The organism is Nocardia sp. IFM 10818, assembly GCF_054655275.1.
The window spans coordinates 2,850,699-2,864,111 of the sequence record NZ_BAAHJH010000001.1 but is presented as its reverse complement, the minus strand read 5'-3'; the positions used below and the strand labels follow the sequence as shown (position 1 = coordinate 2,864,111).

The 13,413-nt window shown below is 68.9% G+C and carries 12 protein-coding genes; 8 read left to right on the top strand and 4 right to left on the bottom strand.

Annotated features, from left to right (window positions below; translation table 11 throughout):
• The first annotated feature begins 234 nt into the window (after positions 1–234).
• Positions 235–1,329, top strand: coding sequence for a lysylphosphatidylglycerol synthase domain-containing protein (locus ACYQ5L_RS13165; RefSeq protein ID WP_459957628.1), 1,095 nt, complete (start codon positions 235–237; stop codon positions 1,327–1,329).
• Between the two features lie 36 nt (positions 1,330–1,365).
• Here ACYQ5L_RS13165 and ACYQ5L_RS13160 read toward each other — a convergent pair whose 3' ends face one another.
• Positions 1,366–2,922, bottom strand: coding sequence for a flavin-containing monooxygenase (locus ACYQ5L_RS13160; RefSeq protein ID WP_459957627.1), 1,557 nt, complete (start codon positions 2,920–2,922; stop codon positions 1,366–1,368).
• A 264-nt stretch (positions 2,923–3,186) separates the two neighbouring features.
• Between ACYQ5L_RS13160 and ACYQ5L_RS13155 the strand changes: the two genes are divergently transcribed.
• Both ACYQ5L_RS13155 and ACYQ5L_RS13150 read left to right on the top strand, forming a co-directional pair.
• The gene (locus ACYQ5L_RS13155; protein ID WP_459957626.1) at positions 3,187–3,447 is read left to right on the top strand and encodes a hypothetical protein; all 261 of its coding nucleotides are present in this window, start codon (positions 3,187–3,189) and stop codon (positions 3,445–3,447) included.
• Between the two features lie 24 nt (positions 3,448–3,471).
• Positions 3,472–4,731, top strand: a complete 1,260-nt coding sequence (locus ACYQ5L_RS13150) for a KasA/KasB family beta-ketoacyl-ACP synthase (protein WP_459957625.1) — start codon at positions 3,472–3,474, stop codon at positions 4,729–4,731.
• Between the two features lie 58 nt (positions 4,732–4,789).
• Here ACYQ5L_RS13150 and ACYQ5L_RS13145 read toward each other — a convergent pair whose 3' ends face one another.
• Positions 4,790–5,716, bottom strand: a complete 927-nt coding sequence (locus ACYQ5L_RS13145) for an SDR family NAD(P)-dependent oxidoreductase (RefSeq protein WP_459957624.1) — start codon at positions 5,714–5,716, stop codon at positions 4,790–4,792.
• Positions 5,717–5,808: 92 nt separating this feature from the next.
• Between ACYQ5L_RS13145 and ACYQ5L_RS13140 the strand changes: the two genes are divergently transcribed.
• Together ACYQ5L_RS13140 and ACYQ5L_RS13135 are read left to right on the top strand one after the other, a co-directional pair.
• The gene (locus ACYQ5L_RS13140) at positions 5,809–6,792 is read left to right on the top strand and encodes an SDR family NAD(P)-dependent oxidoreductase (protein ID WP_459957623.1); all 984 of its coding nucleotides are present in this window, start codon (positions 5,809–5,811) and stop codon (positions 6,790–6,792) included.
• Between the two features lie 5 nt (positions 6,793–6,797).
• Positions 6,798–6,926, top strand: coding sequence for a hypothetical protein (locus tag ACYQ5L_RS13135; RefSeq protein ID WP_459957622.1), 129 nt, complete (start codon positions 6,798–6,800; stop codon positions 6,924–6,926).
• Positions 6,927–7,006: 80 nt separating this feature from the next.
• On the opposite strand, the gene ACYQ5L_RS13130 is transcribed toward ACYQ5L_RS13135, so the two are convergent.
• Positions 7,007–7,774, bottom strand: coding sequence for a GntR family transcriptional regulator (locus ACYQ5L_RS13130; protein ID WP_459957621.1), 768 nt, complete (start codon positions 7,772–7,774; stop codon positions 7,007–7,009).
• A 108-nt stretch (positions 7,775–7,882) separates the two neighbouring features.
• Here ACYQ5L_RS13130 and ACYQ5L_RS13125 point away from each other — a divergent pair, with 108 nt between their 5' ends.
• Together ACYQ5L_RS13125 and ACYQ5L_RS13120 are read left to right on the top strand one after the other, a co-directional pair.
• Entirely contained in the window at positions 7,883–9,367 is a 1,485-nt protein-coding gene (locus ACYQ5L_RS13125; RefSeq protein WP_459957620.1) for an ABC1 kinase family protein, read from the top strand.
• A 167-nt stretch (positions 9,368–9,534) separates the two neighbouring features.
• A complete protein-coding gene (locus ACYQ5L_RS13120) occupies positions 9,535–11,088 on the top strand; it encodes a flavin-containing monooxygenase (RefSeq protein ID WP_459963423.1) in 1,554 nt (517 codons plus the stop codon).
• Here the strand turns inward: ACYQ5L_RS13120 and ACYQ5L_RS13115 are convergent.
• Complete coding sequence (locus ACYQ5L_RS13115; RefSeq protein ID WP_459957619.1) at positions 11,072–12,451, bottom strand: ABC1 kinase family protein; 1,380 nt, start codon at positions 12,449–12,451, stop codon at positions 11,072–11,074. The genes ACYQ5L_RS13120 and ACYQ5L_RS13115 overlap by 17 nt on opposite strands.
• 315 nt (positions 12,452–12,766) lie before the next feature.
• On the opposite strand from ACYQ5L_RS13115, the gene ACYQ5L_RS13110 reads away from it, so the two are divergent.
• A complete protein-coding gene (locus tag ACYQ5L_RS13110; RefSeq protein WP_459957618.1) occupies positions 12,767–13,336 on the top strand; it encodes a DJ-1/PfpI family protein in 570 nt (189 codons plus the stop codon).
• Positions 13,337–13,413 lie beyond the last annotated feature (77 nt).

The window sequence follows — 13,413 nt, the reverse complement described above, 5'->3', positions numbered from 1 at the left end:
GAATGCGCCCGCCGGCAAGCGAGCTTCACACGGGATTCACTCGCCATTGAACCCACAGATGTCCCGCCTCCGTAGATTCCCGGGACGGACCTGATGCGCACGGAGGCAGGGAGGACCACGGTGCAGCCACAATCGGGCGCCGCCACACCCGCACTGTCGACAATGCCCGCCTTCCCACCCGCCGGCGAAACAACCGCGGCGCCATCCACGAGCGAGGCGACCGCCTTATCACCGATGGCCGACCCGATCGACGATGAGCCGCGACCAGCGCCGAACGCCGCGCCTCGGCGGCTCCGCAGCCTGTTTCGCTCGCGCCTGCTGCCCACCGCGGTATTCACCCTCATCCTCGTGGTGGTCGCGGTCTGGCAGCGCGAGACCCTGGCCGCCGGAATCGGCAGCCTCGCCGGCGCCGACCCGCGCTGGCTCGCGCCTGCTCTGCTCGCGACAGCGGCAATGTGGCCCACCTCGGTCTGGATGCTGCGCGGATCCATGCCCGTGAACCCGCCGACGGCCCACCTCTTCGCCGTCCAATGGGCGGTCACCGCAGTCAGTCTCATTCCGGCCGCGCCATTTCTGCTCCGCCTGCGCTTCCTCCGCCGAGCCGGCCTCAGCCACGCCGCCGCCCTCTCCTCGATCATCCTGCTCGGCGCCGCCGTGATCACCGTCCGCCTCCCGCTGATCCTCATTGCCGTCCTCGCCACCCCGAACCTCATGGACCGCGCCGGTACCCGCCTCCCCGGGAACCGTCTCGGCGCCACCCTCGGCTCGGCCCGCACCGCCATTGCCGAAAACCCCGGGCGCAGCGCCGCAATCATCGCGACAGCCGCCCTGCTCCTCCTCGGTCTCACCCTCGCCGCCGCCTGCCTCGCGCACCGCTACGCGACCAGCCGTGGCGGCTGGCGCGCCCTGATCCGCCACCGGCTGACCCACCGGCACACCCGAACCCCCGCCGACTTCTCCTGGAAATCCATAGCCGCCACCGCAATCCACCCCGTCCGAGCCACCCTCCTGTGGACCTCCGCCGCCGCCCAGCCCTTCCTCAATATCGCCGCGCTCCTGGCCATCCTGCACGCGCTCGACGTGCCGCTGTCCCCCATGGACGCCTTCGTCGTCTACCTGCTCACCATCGTCCTGGCCCCGCTCATCCCGTCCCCGAATGGCGTGGCCACCAAGGAAATCGCCATGATCACCGGCCTGACCGCGATCACCGGTGTCACCGCGGCCCTGGCGGTGGCCGTGGCCCTGGCCTTCCGCCTCCTGACCTTCTGGTCGCAGATCCCCGTGGGCCTCCTGGCCGTCGGCTACCTGACCCGCCGCCGCGCCATCTGACCATCTCCACGCCGCCGGCGGTGTGGGGTCACGCGATTACGCGCCGAGTGCCTGGCGGGGGGCGGCGGCGTGGAGGCGCTCGTAGTGGTAGTCGTCCAGCGGGAAGTGACGGTTGCCCCGGCTGGCTTCGAAGAAGCCGGAGGGGCGGATGTAGGTGGTGTCGCCTTGGGCGTTGCGGTAGTAGGTGGGGACGTGGGCGTTCAGGTCGGCCAGGTAGTAGCGGAGGGCGGCGGCGCGTTTGTAGGTGGCGTGGTGGTAGGCGGTGTGGACTTCGGGGCGGACGGACATGAGGGTGGCGCCGCGGCGGGTGGCTTCGCGAATGGCGCGGATGGCGTGGTCGGCGGTCATTTCTATGAAGGCGTGCCAGCCGGTGCCGGTCCAGGAGTACGGGCCCACCAGGGTCCAGCGGTTGGGGAGTTGGGGCAGGGAGACGCTCTGGTAGGCCTGCAGGCCGCGGGTGGCGTAGAAGTGGCCGAGGTCGAAGCCGTCGCGGCCGACTACGGTTCCGGGGCGGTAGGTTTCGGCGTCGGAGAAGACTTCGTAGCCGGTGGCCAGGACGATCATGTCGAATTCGTGGTCGACGCCGTCTCGGGTGCGAATGCCCTTTTCGGTGAACGACTCTATCGGGGTGGTGATGAGGTCTACGTTGTCGCGGTTGAAGGCCAGGATGTAGCCGGTGGACATGGTGGGGCGTTTGGCGATGACGCCGTGGGTGGGCGCGAGGCGGCGGGCGGTGTCCTTGTCGCGGACGATCGCACGGAGGTAGAGGCGGTAGCCGCGGATGGTGGCCTTGTCGAAGGTCCACATGGCGGGTTTGGCCAGCCAGAGCGGGACCGAGGTGCCCAGGCGGAGGACCAGATCCACACCTACCAGGACGACCCCGTGGCCCGCTGCGACCAGGCCGGGAACGGCCAGGATGCGCTGGGCGGACTTCGGCATCGGGAAGTCGGGTTTGGGTGCGCACCAGACGGGAGTGCGTTGGAAGACGGCCAGTTCCGCGGTGTCGGCGGCAATGGCGGGGACTATTTGGACCGAGCTGGCGCCGGTGCCGATGACGGCGACGCGTTTACCGGTGTGGTCGTAGTCGTGGTCCCAGTCCGACGGGCGCTGGATCTTGCCCGCGTAGTCGGCGAGACCGGGGATGCCCGGGTCGTCCTTGGGGCGGATGAACGCCCCTACCGCGCTGATCAGGAAGCGGGCGGTGGTGACGTCACCGGTGGTGGTGTGCAGGCGCCACAGGTGGCCGGCGTCGTCCCAGACCTCGCGCTCCACATTCGTGCCGAAGCGAATGTGGGGGTACAGGCCGAAGCGGCGGGTCACGTCGGCGTGGTAGCGCTGTACTTCGGCGCCGCGCGGAAATACCCTGCTCCAGTTGGGGTTCCGGGCGAAGGAGTACTGGTAGGCGATAGCGGGGATGTCGACGCCGAGGCCGGGATAGTGGTTCTCGTGCCAACTGCCGCCCACATCCTCCGCGCGTTCGAGAATGACGAAATCCTCGATGCCGGCCTTCTTCAGTTTCACCCCGGCGGCAATGCCACCGGGACCCGCGCCGATCACGGCGACCTGGAAATCTGGGATCGTGGAGGTGCTCATCGGTGTCGCCTTTCGAGAACCGGGTCAGCCCGCCCGGGGTGGGTGTGCTCGCCGAGGAGGAGCCGGTGACCGGAATGATCCGGCGCTTGACCGCCGGACGCAGGCGGCGATCGCTGGGGTCATCGCGGCCTGCGGCTCATCGTCGAACCTCCCGAATACTTTCGGCACCCGTCAGGCGGGTGCACCAAACAGCGTACCCCGTCTCAGACAGTCGAACCAGATGGCGCGTTCCAATATGGCCGGCCAAGGCCCGGGGGACGGGAAATGCATACCTTCTGGCGGCCGGGGTCGATGTCACCGATCACGGTCACGCCGATGATCGGTCACACCATCGAGGGAGAACAACAAGTGAATACGACCACCATCCATTCCGGTCTGCTCGTCCTCGACTTCCGGGCTACGCTGACGCAAGCGCAGAATTTCCTTGCCGCGCTTGACGATTGGTCCGCCACGCTGCACGCGACGATAGACAACGACGTCTCCCCCGATCCACCGGCGTTGCCGTGTTCGAGCCTGTGGGACTGACACAACAGTAAGGATTCGACCAACGTGCAGACGCTCGACAGCTTCACCACTCGCAACGGCGGTTTCCGGTCCGTGGTGATCACGGCGGTGGAGATCACCACGTCCCTCGCACCGGATACCGAGGGAACCTGGCAGGGCCTGCTGAACGGCGCCAGCGGAATCACCCGGCTGACCGATGCGGAGACGATTCGGCTGGAGTTGCCGAATGCCATCGGCGGCAGGCTCGTCCGCGATCCGACCGAGGAAATCGACCGGGTCAAGAAGCGCCGCATGTGTTATGTGCAGCAAATGTCGTATGTCATGGGAAAACGGTTGTGGGAGACGGCCGGTGCACCCGAGGTCGACAAGGACCGGCTCGGCGTCTGCGTCGGCACCGGCCTCGGCGGCGCGGACACCATCGTCGCCGCCAATGACGCCCTGCGCGATCACGGCTACCGCAAGGTGTCCCCGTTCGCCGTGCCCATGAGCATGCCCAATGGCGTCTCCGGCGTGCTCGGGCTCGAAATCGGCGCGCGCGCAAGCCTGGTCACCCCGGTCTCGGCCTGCGCCTCCGGCTGCGAAGCCCTGGTGCACGCCTGGCGCTCCATCATTCTCGGCGAGGCCGACATGATCGTCGCGGGCGGCGTGGAGGGCTATATCAATCCCGTTGCCCTCGCGGGCTTCTCGATGGCCCGCGCGCTGAGCTCCCGCGTCGGCGAACCCGAGCGCGCCTCACGCCCGTTCGACCGCGACCGGGACGGGTTCGTCTTCGGCGAGGCCGCCGCCCTGCTGCTGGTCGAATCCGAGGCGCACGCCCTGGCCCGTGGCGCGAAACCCCTGGCCCGGCTACTGGGCGCGGGACTCACCGCCGACGGCTACCATCTGGTCGCCCCCGATCCGGAAGGCCTGGGCTGCGCGCGGGCCATGCGCCGGGCCATCGAGACCGCCGGGGTCACCGCCGCCGAGGTCGACCACGTCAATGCCCACGCCACCGGCACCTCCATGGGCGATCTGGCCGAGGCCAAGGGCATCACCGCGGCCATCGGCAGCCATCCGTCGGTCTACGCCCCCAAATCGGCCCTGGGCCACTCGGTGGGCGCGGTCGGCGCGCTGGAGGCCGTCATCTCCGTCCTGACCCTGCGCGACCAGGTCATCCCGCCCACCCTCAATCTCGAAAACCAGGACCCCGAAATCGATCTCGACATCGTCCACGCCAAACCCCGGCACACCCCCGTCGAATACGTCCTGAACAACTCGTTCGGCTTCGGCGGCCACAATGCCGCGGTGCTGTTCGGAAAATACTGATCGGCAACAGTTCCGGCGGCGCCGCCGAGGGCCCGGCTCCCCGATGCCGGGCCCTCACTCATGCCCGGTCGTCCCCGCCCGGGTACTCCAGCTTCTGCTCGAGATAGGCGTCGATGCGCCGCAGCGCTCCGCGCGGCAGCAGCCGGCCGCGCAGGCCGGTGAGCTTGTCGCTCTGGAAGACTCGCGCGGCCAGGCGGGCGCCGCCGGGCGAGACGCGGGTGGCCAGATACAGCGCGCGGGCCTCGATGGGCGTGGGCACCACGGCCGGATTGCGGGCGGCCACGCGAACGATGGTGCGGGCGATACTGTCCGGGCTGTGCGCCACCAGGCGAGCGGCCAGGGAGGCCACGCTGAGGGTGCGGGCGGCTTCCGCCGCGTCCGCGCCGTCGGGCTCGCCCTCGTCGTAGATGCCGGTGTCGACCAGGGCGGGGCAGATGGCTGTGACGCCCACGCCGGTGCCCGCGAACTCCAGACGCAGTCCCTCGGTGAGCATTTGGGCCGCCGCCTTGGTGGTGCAGTAGGGGGTGGACATGGGAATCGGCGTGAAGGCCGCGACCGAGGTGACATTGATGATGCGCCCGCCGCGGCGGGCGGCGATCATCTGGCGGCCGAAGAAGGTGGAGCCGTGGATCAGGCCCCAGACATTGACGCCCATGAGGCGATCCCAGTCGTCGAGGGTGTGGTCGAGGAAAGGGCCGGCGGTGGTGTAGCCGGCATTGTTGACCAGCACGCGCGGGGGGCCGTATTCGGCGTGGACGTCATCGGCGAAGTTCTCCATGGCCGCCGCGTCGGCCACATCCACCGCGTAGGGCGCGGCGGCGCCGCCGAAGGCCTCGATGGCTTCGACGGTCTGATTGGCGCGGTCCTTGTCCAGGTCGGCGGCGATCACCAGGGCGCCCTTGCGCGCGAAGCGCTGGGCGGTGGCGCGGCCGATACCCCCGCCCGCGCCGGTGATCACGACAACCTCGTTGTCGAAGCCAGTCATGGAATCCTCCCGCGGCCGCGGCGAGCACGGCTGGTATTCACTGTCCCAGACAGTGTACACTCTGGATTCCCAGGCCGAGGAGCAGAAGACCGATGAAACCCTTCCATCCGGGTCTCGCCGTGGTGACCGGAGCCGGCAGCGGCATCGGCCGCGGCACCGCCAAGGCGCTGGCGGCGCGCGGCGCCGAGGTGATCGTGGCCGATATCAACTACGCGACGGCGCAGGACACCGTGGCGCGCATCCGCGCGGCGGGCGGGATGGCGTTTCCCTATGCGCTCGACGTGGCCGATGTGCCCGCGCTGGAGGATTTCGCGGCGTACGTGCGGGCCACCCACGGGGTGCCCGACATCGTGGTCAACAATGCCGGAATCCTGGTCGGGGGGCCGTTTTTCGAGATCCGGCCGGCGGATCTGCGGCGCGCGGTGGATGTGAACCTGATGGCGGTGGTGCACGGCTGCCGGCTGTTCGGGGCGCAGATGGTCGAGCGCGGCGCGGGCGGGCATCTGGTGAACATGTCGTCCATGGCCGGGTTCGTCCCGATCCGGATGGGCCTGCCGGAATCGTTCACCAAGGCGGCGGTCAAGCATTTCAGCGAGACGCTGCGGACCGAAATGGCCGCGCACCGAATCGGAGTCACGGCCGTGTGCCCGGGACTCATCGCCACCAATCTGCCCGCGACCGCCGTCTTCGCCTCCATGTCCGGCGATCAGGTGGCCATTACGCGGCAGATCACGGTGAAGGGCATGACGCTGCTGGGCATGAATCCCGACAAGGCCGGGCACAAGATCGTGACGGCCATTCGCCGCAATCGCGCCGTGCTGCCGCTGCGCGCGGAATCGGCGCTGGTCTACCGGCTCACGCGGGCCTTCCCGCGGATCTCGCGGAAGGTCATGCGGCTCACCACCGGCCCCGAGGTGGAGCGGGTGCTGCGGTTCGCCATCGACCATCCCGCCGTGCTCGGCGTCGCGCGTGAGGCGGCCGAGATCATGCCGCATCGGCGCGGTCTGCAAACATATTGGGAGCCACCGGAATACGACGACGAACCGGCGCCCCCGCCGATTCCCCTCAGGAGATGAGCACCATGGCCGAGCAACCGAACCCGCAGCCGGGAGCCGAACCGCCGACCCGCGGAAACCTGCTGATAGTGGCGGTGCTGGCCATCGCCGTCATCACGGCGCTGTGCGCGGCCGCCGCCGTCGTCGCGCCCTGAACACCGCGCCGACGCGGTAGCGGATCCGAGGCGGCACGCTCTGCGCGTGCATCGAATCGCTGTGGGCGCAGCGGATTACGTCACGCGCCGACCGCGTGCCGCACCCCCGGATTCGCCCTGCCCCGCACCAGCTCCTCGAACCGCGCCAGCACCTTCTCGTGGTACATGGCGAACAGATCCTCGAACAGGGCCAGCTGCGCCTCGGAGGGACCGGCCTCGGATTCCCACACCGCCAGCAGCGCCCGCCACACCAGCACGTGCAGATCCGCCGAGGCCGCGAAGTACGCCTCGACCGCCTGCGGCACCTCGAACAGCAACTCGGCCAGCGAATTCAGCACCGCCCGCTGCATGCTGTGCCCGAGCTCGCCGAGCAGCCCGCGCACCAGGTCCGCCTCGATGGCCAGCAGGGCGCGCGGATCGGGTTCGGCAGCGCGAGCCAGCGTTTCGAGCTCGTCGATCCGGGCGGCCAGCCGCGCGGGGGCAATTCGCCGCTCGCTCTCGGTGTAGGCGAGCAGCGCGTCCAGCACGATGGCGCGTTCGGTCTCGATCACATCGCGGAACATCTCGACGGCGATATCGGGCGGCGACAATCGGAACAGCCGGCGGTACACGTCCACCCCGCCGTCGCGGCGGACATCGCGCACCGTGAATCCGCGCCCGCGATGGGCGTCCACGAATCCGTAGGACTCCAGCCGCCCCAGCACCAGCTGCGCGGTGGCGCGATTCATCTCGAATTCCTCGGCGACCTGGCGGACGGACGGCATCAGATCGCCGGGTTCGTAGGTCCCGGTCACGACGCGGCGAGCCAGCTCGTCCGCGACGTCGGCGACGACCGTCTGGGCTCCCATCCTGTCACCTTTCGACAACTTTCGAATACGTCCCAGACAGTTTAGGCTGTCGTGTGCCAAACTGCACGTGCGCACCCCCTGTGGGCCGCGGACACGACGAGGTGAGCAATGTCTGGACGACGGATCGGCGGCCGATTGCGGGGCGCCGAGGGACTTTCGGGGAGCAATCCGCCAGGCAGTGCGGCCGGGACGCCGCCGCGGCGCAAGCTGGTGCGCGGCGCCAAACTCGCCACCCTGCCGGTGGCCTTCGCCGGCCGGCAGGCCGCGGGCGTCGGCAAGCGGGCGCTGGGCCGCTCGGCCGCCGAGATCAACCTGGATATCCAGGTGCGGACCGCCCAGCACATCTTCGAGGTGCTCGGCGAACTCAAGGGCTGCGCGACCAAACTCGGTCAGTTGCTGTCCATCTACGAACTCGCGCTACCGCCCAGCATTGCCGAGCCCTATCGCGCGGCGCTGGTGCAACTGCAGGATTCCGCGCCGATCATGCTGCCGGGCACCGTGCACACGGCCATGGCGGCCGGGCTGGGCGAGAGCTGGCGCTGGTACTTCAAGGAATTCGACGACCGGCGCGCCGCGGCCGCCTCCATCGGGCAGGTCCACCGCGCGGTGTGGAAGGACGGCCGCCCGGTCGCGGTGAAGGTGATGTACCCCGGCGCCCGCGCGGCGGTGCTCACCGATCTGGATCAGCTGCGGCGAATCTCGGTGCTGGCCACGGTTTTCCTGCCCGGCGCGGATGTCAAGGCCGTTACCGAGGCCATCTGCTCCTGTGTGCGCGACGAGCTCGACTACGCCGCCGAGGCCGACCATCAGCGCCGCTTCGCCGAGGTCTTCGCCGACGATCCGGATTTCGCGGTCCCCGGCGTGATCACCCAGCGCGGCGATGTGATCGTCACCGAATGGCTGGCCGGCACACCGGTTTCGCGCATCATCGAATCCGGCGCGCCCGAGGAGCGCAGCCGCGTCGGCATGCTCATCCTGCGTTTCCTGCTCTCGTCGTGGGTGCGCACCGGACTGCTGTACTGCGATCCACATCCCGGCAATTTCCGGGTGCTGCCCGACGGCCGGCTCGGCGTGGTCGATTTCGGCGCCTGCACGCCGTGGCCCATCGAGGGCTTCACCGATCTGGTGCACGACATCACCGATGCCGTGTTCAACGGCGGCCCCGCCGAACTCGATCTGGCCATGCGCAATCACGGCTTCGTGGAGCGCGACCGGGTCTTCGATGTGCAGACCATCGGCGAGGCCCTGACCATGGTGTTCGAACCGCTCGCGACGCCGACCTTCCGGCTGACCAACGACTGGATGCGCCGCCAGGTGCGCCGCTTCATGGATCCGACCCTGAGCAATGCGAATCGCCAGCTGACCATGGACGCGGATTTCACGCCCTTCGCCCGAGCCATTCTGACCGCGGTCGGGGTGGCCTGTCAGCTCGGCACCGAGGGACCGATCCGAGCCGAATTCGCACGCTGGTCACCGGAGCTGGCGGCGGTCTTCGAGCGATTCGACAACCGGCGCGCAAACCCGACCGATCTGCATCTCGCCCGGCAGCTGCGCGCCACGCCGGCGGCGCGGCGGTTCTCGATCGTGAGCTGAGCCTGGTCATCTGTCTGGGACAGTGCTACCGTCGAGGGGAACAGCACCAACGGAGGTGACCCGTGTCGACAGCACTCGAGGCGCAGCAGCCCACTCCCCTGCGGCACACCCCCGAACGACCCGATTTCGAGGTCGTCGTCATCGGCGCCGGGTTCGGCGGTATCGGCATGGGCGTGGAACTGCGCAAGGCCGGGATACACAATTTCCTGATCGTCGACAAGAACGACGATATCGGCGGCACTTGGCAGGCCAATACCTATCCCGGTGTGGCGGTGGATATTCCGTCGATCTACTACAGCTTCTCCTATGAACCGCCCAAACGGTGGTCGCGCATGTTCGCCCCGGGTGCGGAGGTGAAGGCCTACGCCGACCAGGTGGTCGACTCCTACGGGCTGCGGCCGCGAATCCTGTTGAACACCAAGGTCGTCGCCGGTCGGTGGGACGAGGCGAACCATCTGTGGCGGGGCACGCTCGACACCGGCCAGGAGGTCACCGCCCGTTTCGTGGTCGGCGCGGTGGGCGGGCTGGAGATCCCGAAACTCCCGGAGTTCGAGGGCATCGGCGATTTCACCGGCAAGATCGTGCACACCGCGCGCTGGGATCACGACTACGACTACACCGGCAAACGGATCGCCATCATCGGCACCGGAGCGACCGCGCTGCAGCTGATTCCCGAAATAGCGGATGTGGCAGCACATTTGACCGTGTTCCAGCGCCGGCCCATCTGGGTCGCCCCCAAACCGGACTTCCCGATTCCCGCGCTGGCCAAGGATGTCCTGGTCAATGTGGGACCGCTGCGCCGGGCCGTGCGGGCGGCGGTCACGCTCGGCATCGACTTCGGCATCTCCGGAGTCGGCGTGTTCCACAGTCGGATTCCCGGCCTGGTGAAGCTGGCGCAGGTCGGCGGCGGGCTCATGTACCGGGCCTGGCTGCCCGGGCACGGCGAGCTGGCCCGGCGGCTGACCCCCGACTACGCGCCCGGCTGCAAGCGGCCCTCGGTGTCCAATCGCTATCTGCGCACCTTCACCCGCCCGCACGTCGAGCTCGTCACCGAGGCCATCGACAAGGTGACCGGCACCGGCGTGGTCACCGCCGACGGCCGTCACCACGATCTGGATGTGCTGGTGTGCGCCACCGGATTCCGCGTCATGGAGAAGGGCTACGCGCCGCCGTATCCGCTGCGCGGCCGGGACGGGCTGGATCTGGGCGAGTTCTGGCATCGCAACCGGTATCAGGCCTATCAGGGCGTGAGCGTGCCGAAGTTCCCGAATCTGTTCCTCATCACGGGCCCTTACGGTTTCGCGGCCGGTTCCTATATCGCCATGATCGAGTGCACGGCCCGGCACGCCGCCCGCGCCATCGGCGAGGCCCGCCGCCGCGGCGCCACCGCCGTGGAGGTCAGGCAGGAACCGCACGACGCCTACTTCCGCAAATGCCTCCGGCGCGGCTCACAGACCATGTGGCTGTCGGACGCCTGCGCGGGGTCCAACACCTACTACGTCAACTACCAGGGCGACCCGGCCCCGATCCGGCCCAGCACCCATCTCGAGATGTGGTGGGGGAACAAACATTTCCCCTTCCGGCACTACAGTTTCAGCACCGTGCCCGGAGCGCTGCGAACCACCTGGACCGGCGCGGACGCCGAGGCGGTTCCGGAGGCGTTCACCCGCGAGGAGTTCACCGAACTGCTGCGTGCGCGCCGGCTCAGCGTTCGGGGCTGACGGGCAGCGTCGCGACCGGCGTTCCGCCGCGGCGCGCCTCGTGGCGGCGGACCGCCTCCGCCAATCCCGGCCACCAGGCCAGGAATTCGTCCCGAATGGAATCCCGGGTGCCCAGCTGGCACAGCATGCCGAACCCGGTGAGCACGGCGCGCCCCGTCACCGTGAGCTCCGGCGGGAGCGTCATCTGCCGGAAGACATTCGACAACCTGATCTCGGCAATGGCCGAAACCTGTTCCCGCAGCCAGTCATCGGACAACCGCAGCTCCGGCCGCAACAGGATGTCGAGGAACGGCGTGGCGACGCGCACCAGCTCCTCGGCATCGAACTCCTGACCGTTGCGGATGAATCGGTACCGGCGCAGCACCTCCTCCACCTCCGCGGGCGTGCCGTTGTAGAGGGCGTCGCCGATATCGGCCACCATGGCGCGCAGCTGCGGCGGATACTCCGCGGCCGCACCGAAATCCACCGCCCCGAGCCGCCCGTCGGTGAGCACCAGGAAATTGCCGGGATGCACATCGCCCATGAACGCCCCGCACCGCTCGTGCGCGGCCCGGCCGAAGCGCAGGATCTGGAAGGCCACCCTATTGCGCTCGGCGATATCGCCGGATTCGATCACCCGGCTCACCGGCACGCCCTCGAGCCAATCGGAGATCAGCACGTCCTCGCTGTGCAGCACGACCCTGGGCACCACGAATTCGGCGTCATCGGCGAAGGCACGGGCGAACCAGGACTGGAACATGCCCTCGCGGTGGTAGTTCAGCTCATCGTGGATATTGGCGCACAGCATCTCGATGACGGCCTGCACATCCGCGCCCGCGAACAGCGCGCCGAACAATCCCGACAACCGGCGCAGCTGCCGCAGATCCGAGGCGACCGCCTCGCGCGCGCCGGGATACATCATCTTGACCGCGACGGTGCGGCCGTCGTGCCAGACCGCCCGATGCACCTGCCCCAGTGAGGCGGCCGCCGCGGGCTCCTCGTCGAAGCTGCGGAATTCGGCGAGCCAGTCCGGCCCGAGGTTCGCGGCCATGACCTCGCGCACCACCTCGGCCGGCATGGGTGGTGCGGAGTCCTGCAACCGGCCCAGCTCCGCGCCGACCGGACCGGCCAGACCGGCGGGAAGGAGCTCCCGGGGCAGCGCCGCCCGATAGATGGCCGCCACCTGCCCGAGTTTGGCCGCGCAGCCCTTCAGCTCGCCCAGCACCTCGAAAAAGTGCCGGGCCGTGCGCTGCTGGATGTCCTGCTCGACGTCCTCCGCGGACCGGCCCAGCAGCCGGCGGCCCCGGCCGCTCACCCGCCGGCCCAGATAGGCGACGGGCAAACCGATCAACTTGACGTCGCGCACCACCGGTGTGGTCGGCATGGTCCTGCTCGGACCACCCGGCCCGGTCCAGCGGCGCGGCGGCGATGTCCTCCCCGCGGGAAACGGAATCACCCGTGCCAGCCGCTCATCCCCGCTCAACGCTCACCCGCCCCGACTTCTCCCCGAAGTCCTCGTCCGCCATCTACCTGCACCAATCGTGTTTCCCCTGCGATGTAGTCTCGCACACACTCCGGCTTCATGGAGAACATCGGCGTTCTCAGATAACTTCGAGCACACCGTGGCATTTCCGGCCACTGCGCGAAAGCCCCTGCCGCCACAACGGTCCCGGCTACCATGCGAAGTGGAGGTGGCGTCATGCCGAAGGTACTTCTGATTACCGGGGATGCCGCCGAGGACCTCGAGGTGATGTACCCCTACCAGCGGCTGCTGGAAGAGGGTTACGAGGTCGACGTGGCAGCCCCCGCCCGCAAGCAACTCCAGTTCGTGGTGCACGATTTCGTGCCCGGATTCGATACCTACACCGAGAAACCCGGCCATACCTGGCCCGCGGATCTGGCCTTCGACGAGGTCGATCCCGGCGCCTACGCGGCGCTGGTCCTGCCCGGCGGGCGCGCGCCCGAATATCTGCGCGGCAGCAAGGACTGCCGAATGATCGTGCAGCACTTCGCCGATGCGGGCAAACCCATTGCCGCGCTGTGCCACGGCCCGCTCATCCTGGCCGCCGCGGGGGTGCTCGGGAATCGAACCACCAGCAGTTATCCGGCGCTGGAACCCGATATGACCGCCGCCGGGGCGCGCTGGGTGGACAGCGCCGCACAGGTGGACGGCAATCTGGTCACCGGCCGCGCCTGGCCCGACCATCCGCAGTGGATGCGCGCCTTCCTCGAGATCCTGCGCGCCGCCGCACCGCCCGCGGGCAACTGAGCGCAGGCGCGGCGGGGGCATAGATTCGTTCTATGCATCCATCGATTTCCGGCCGCTACCCGGCGGATCCGCCGCGG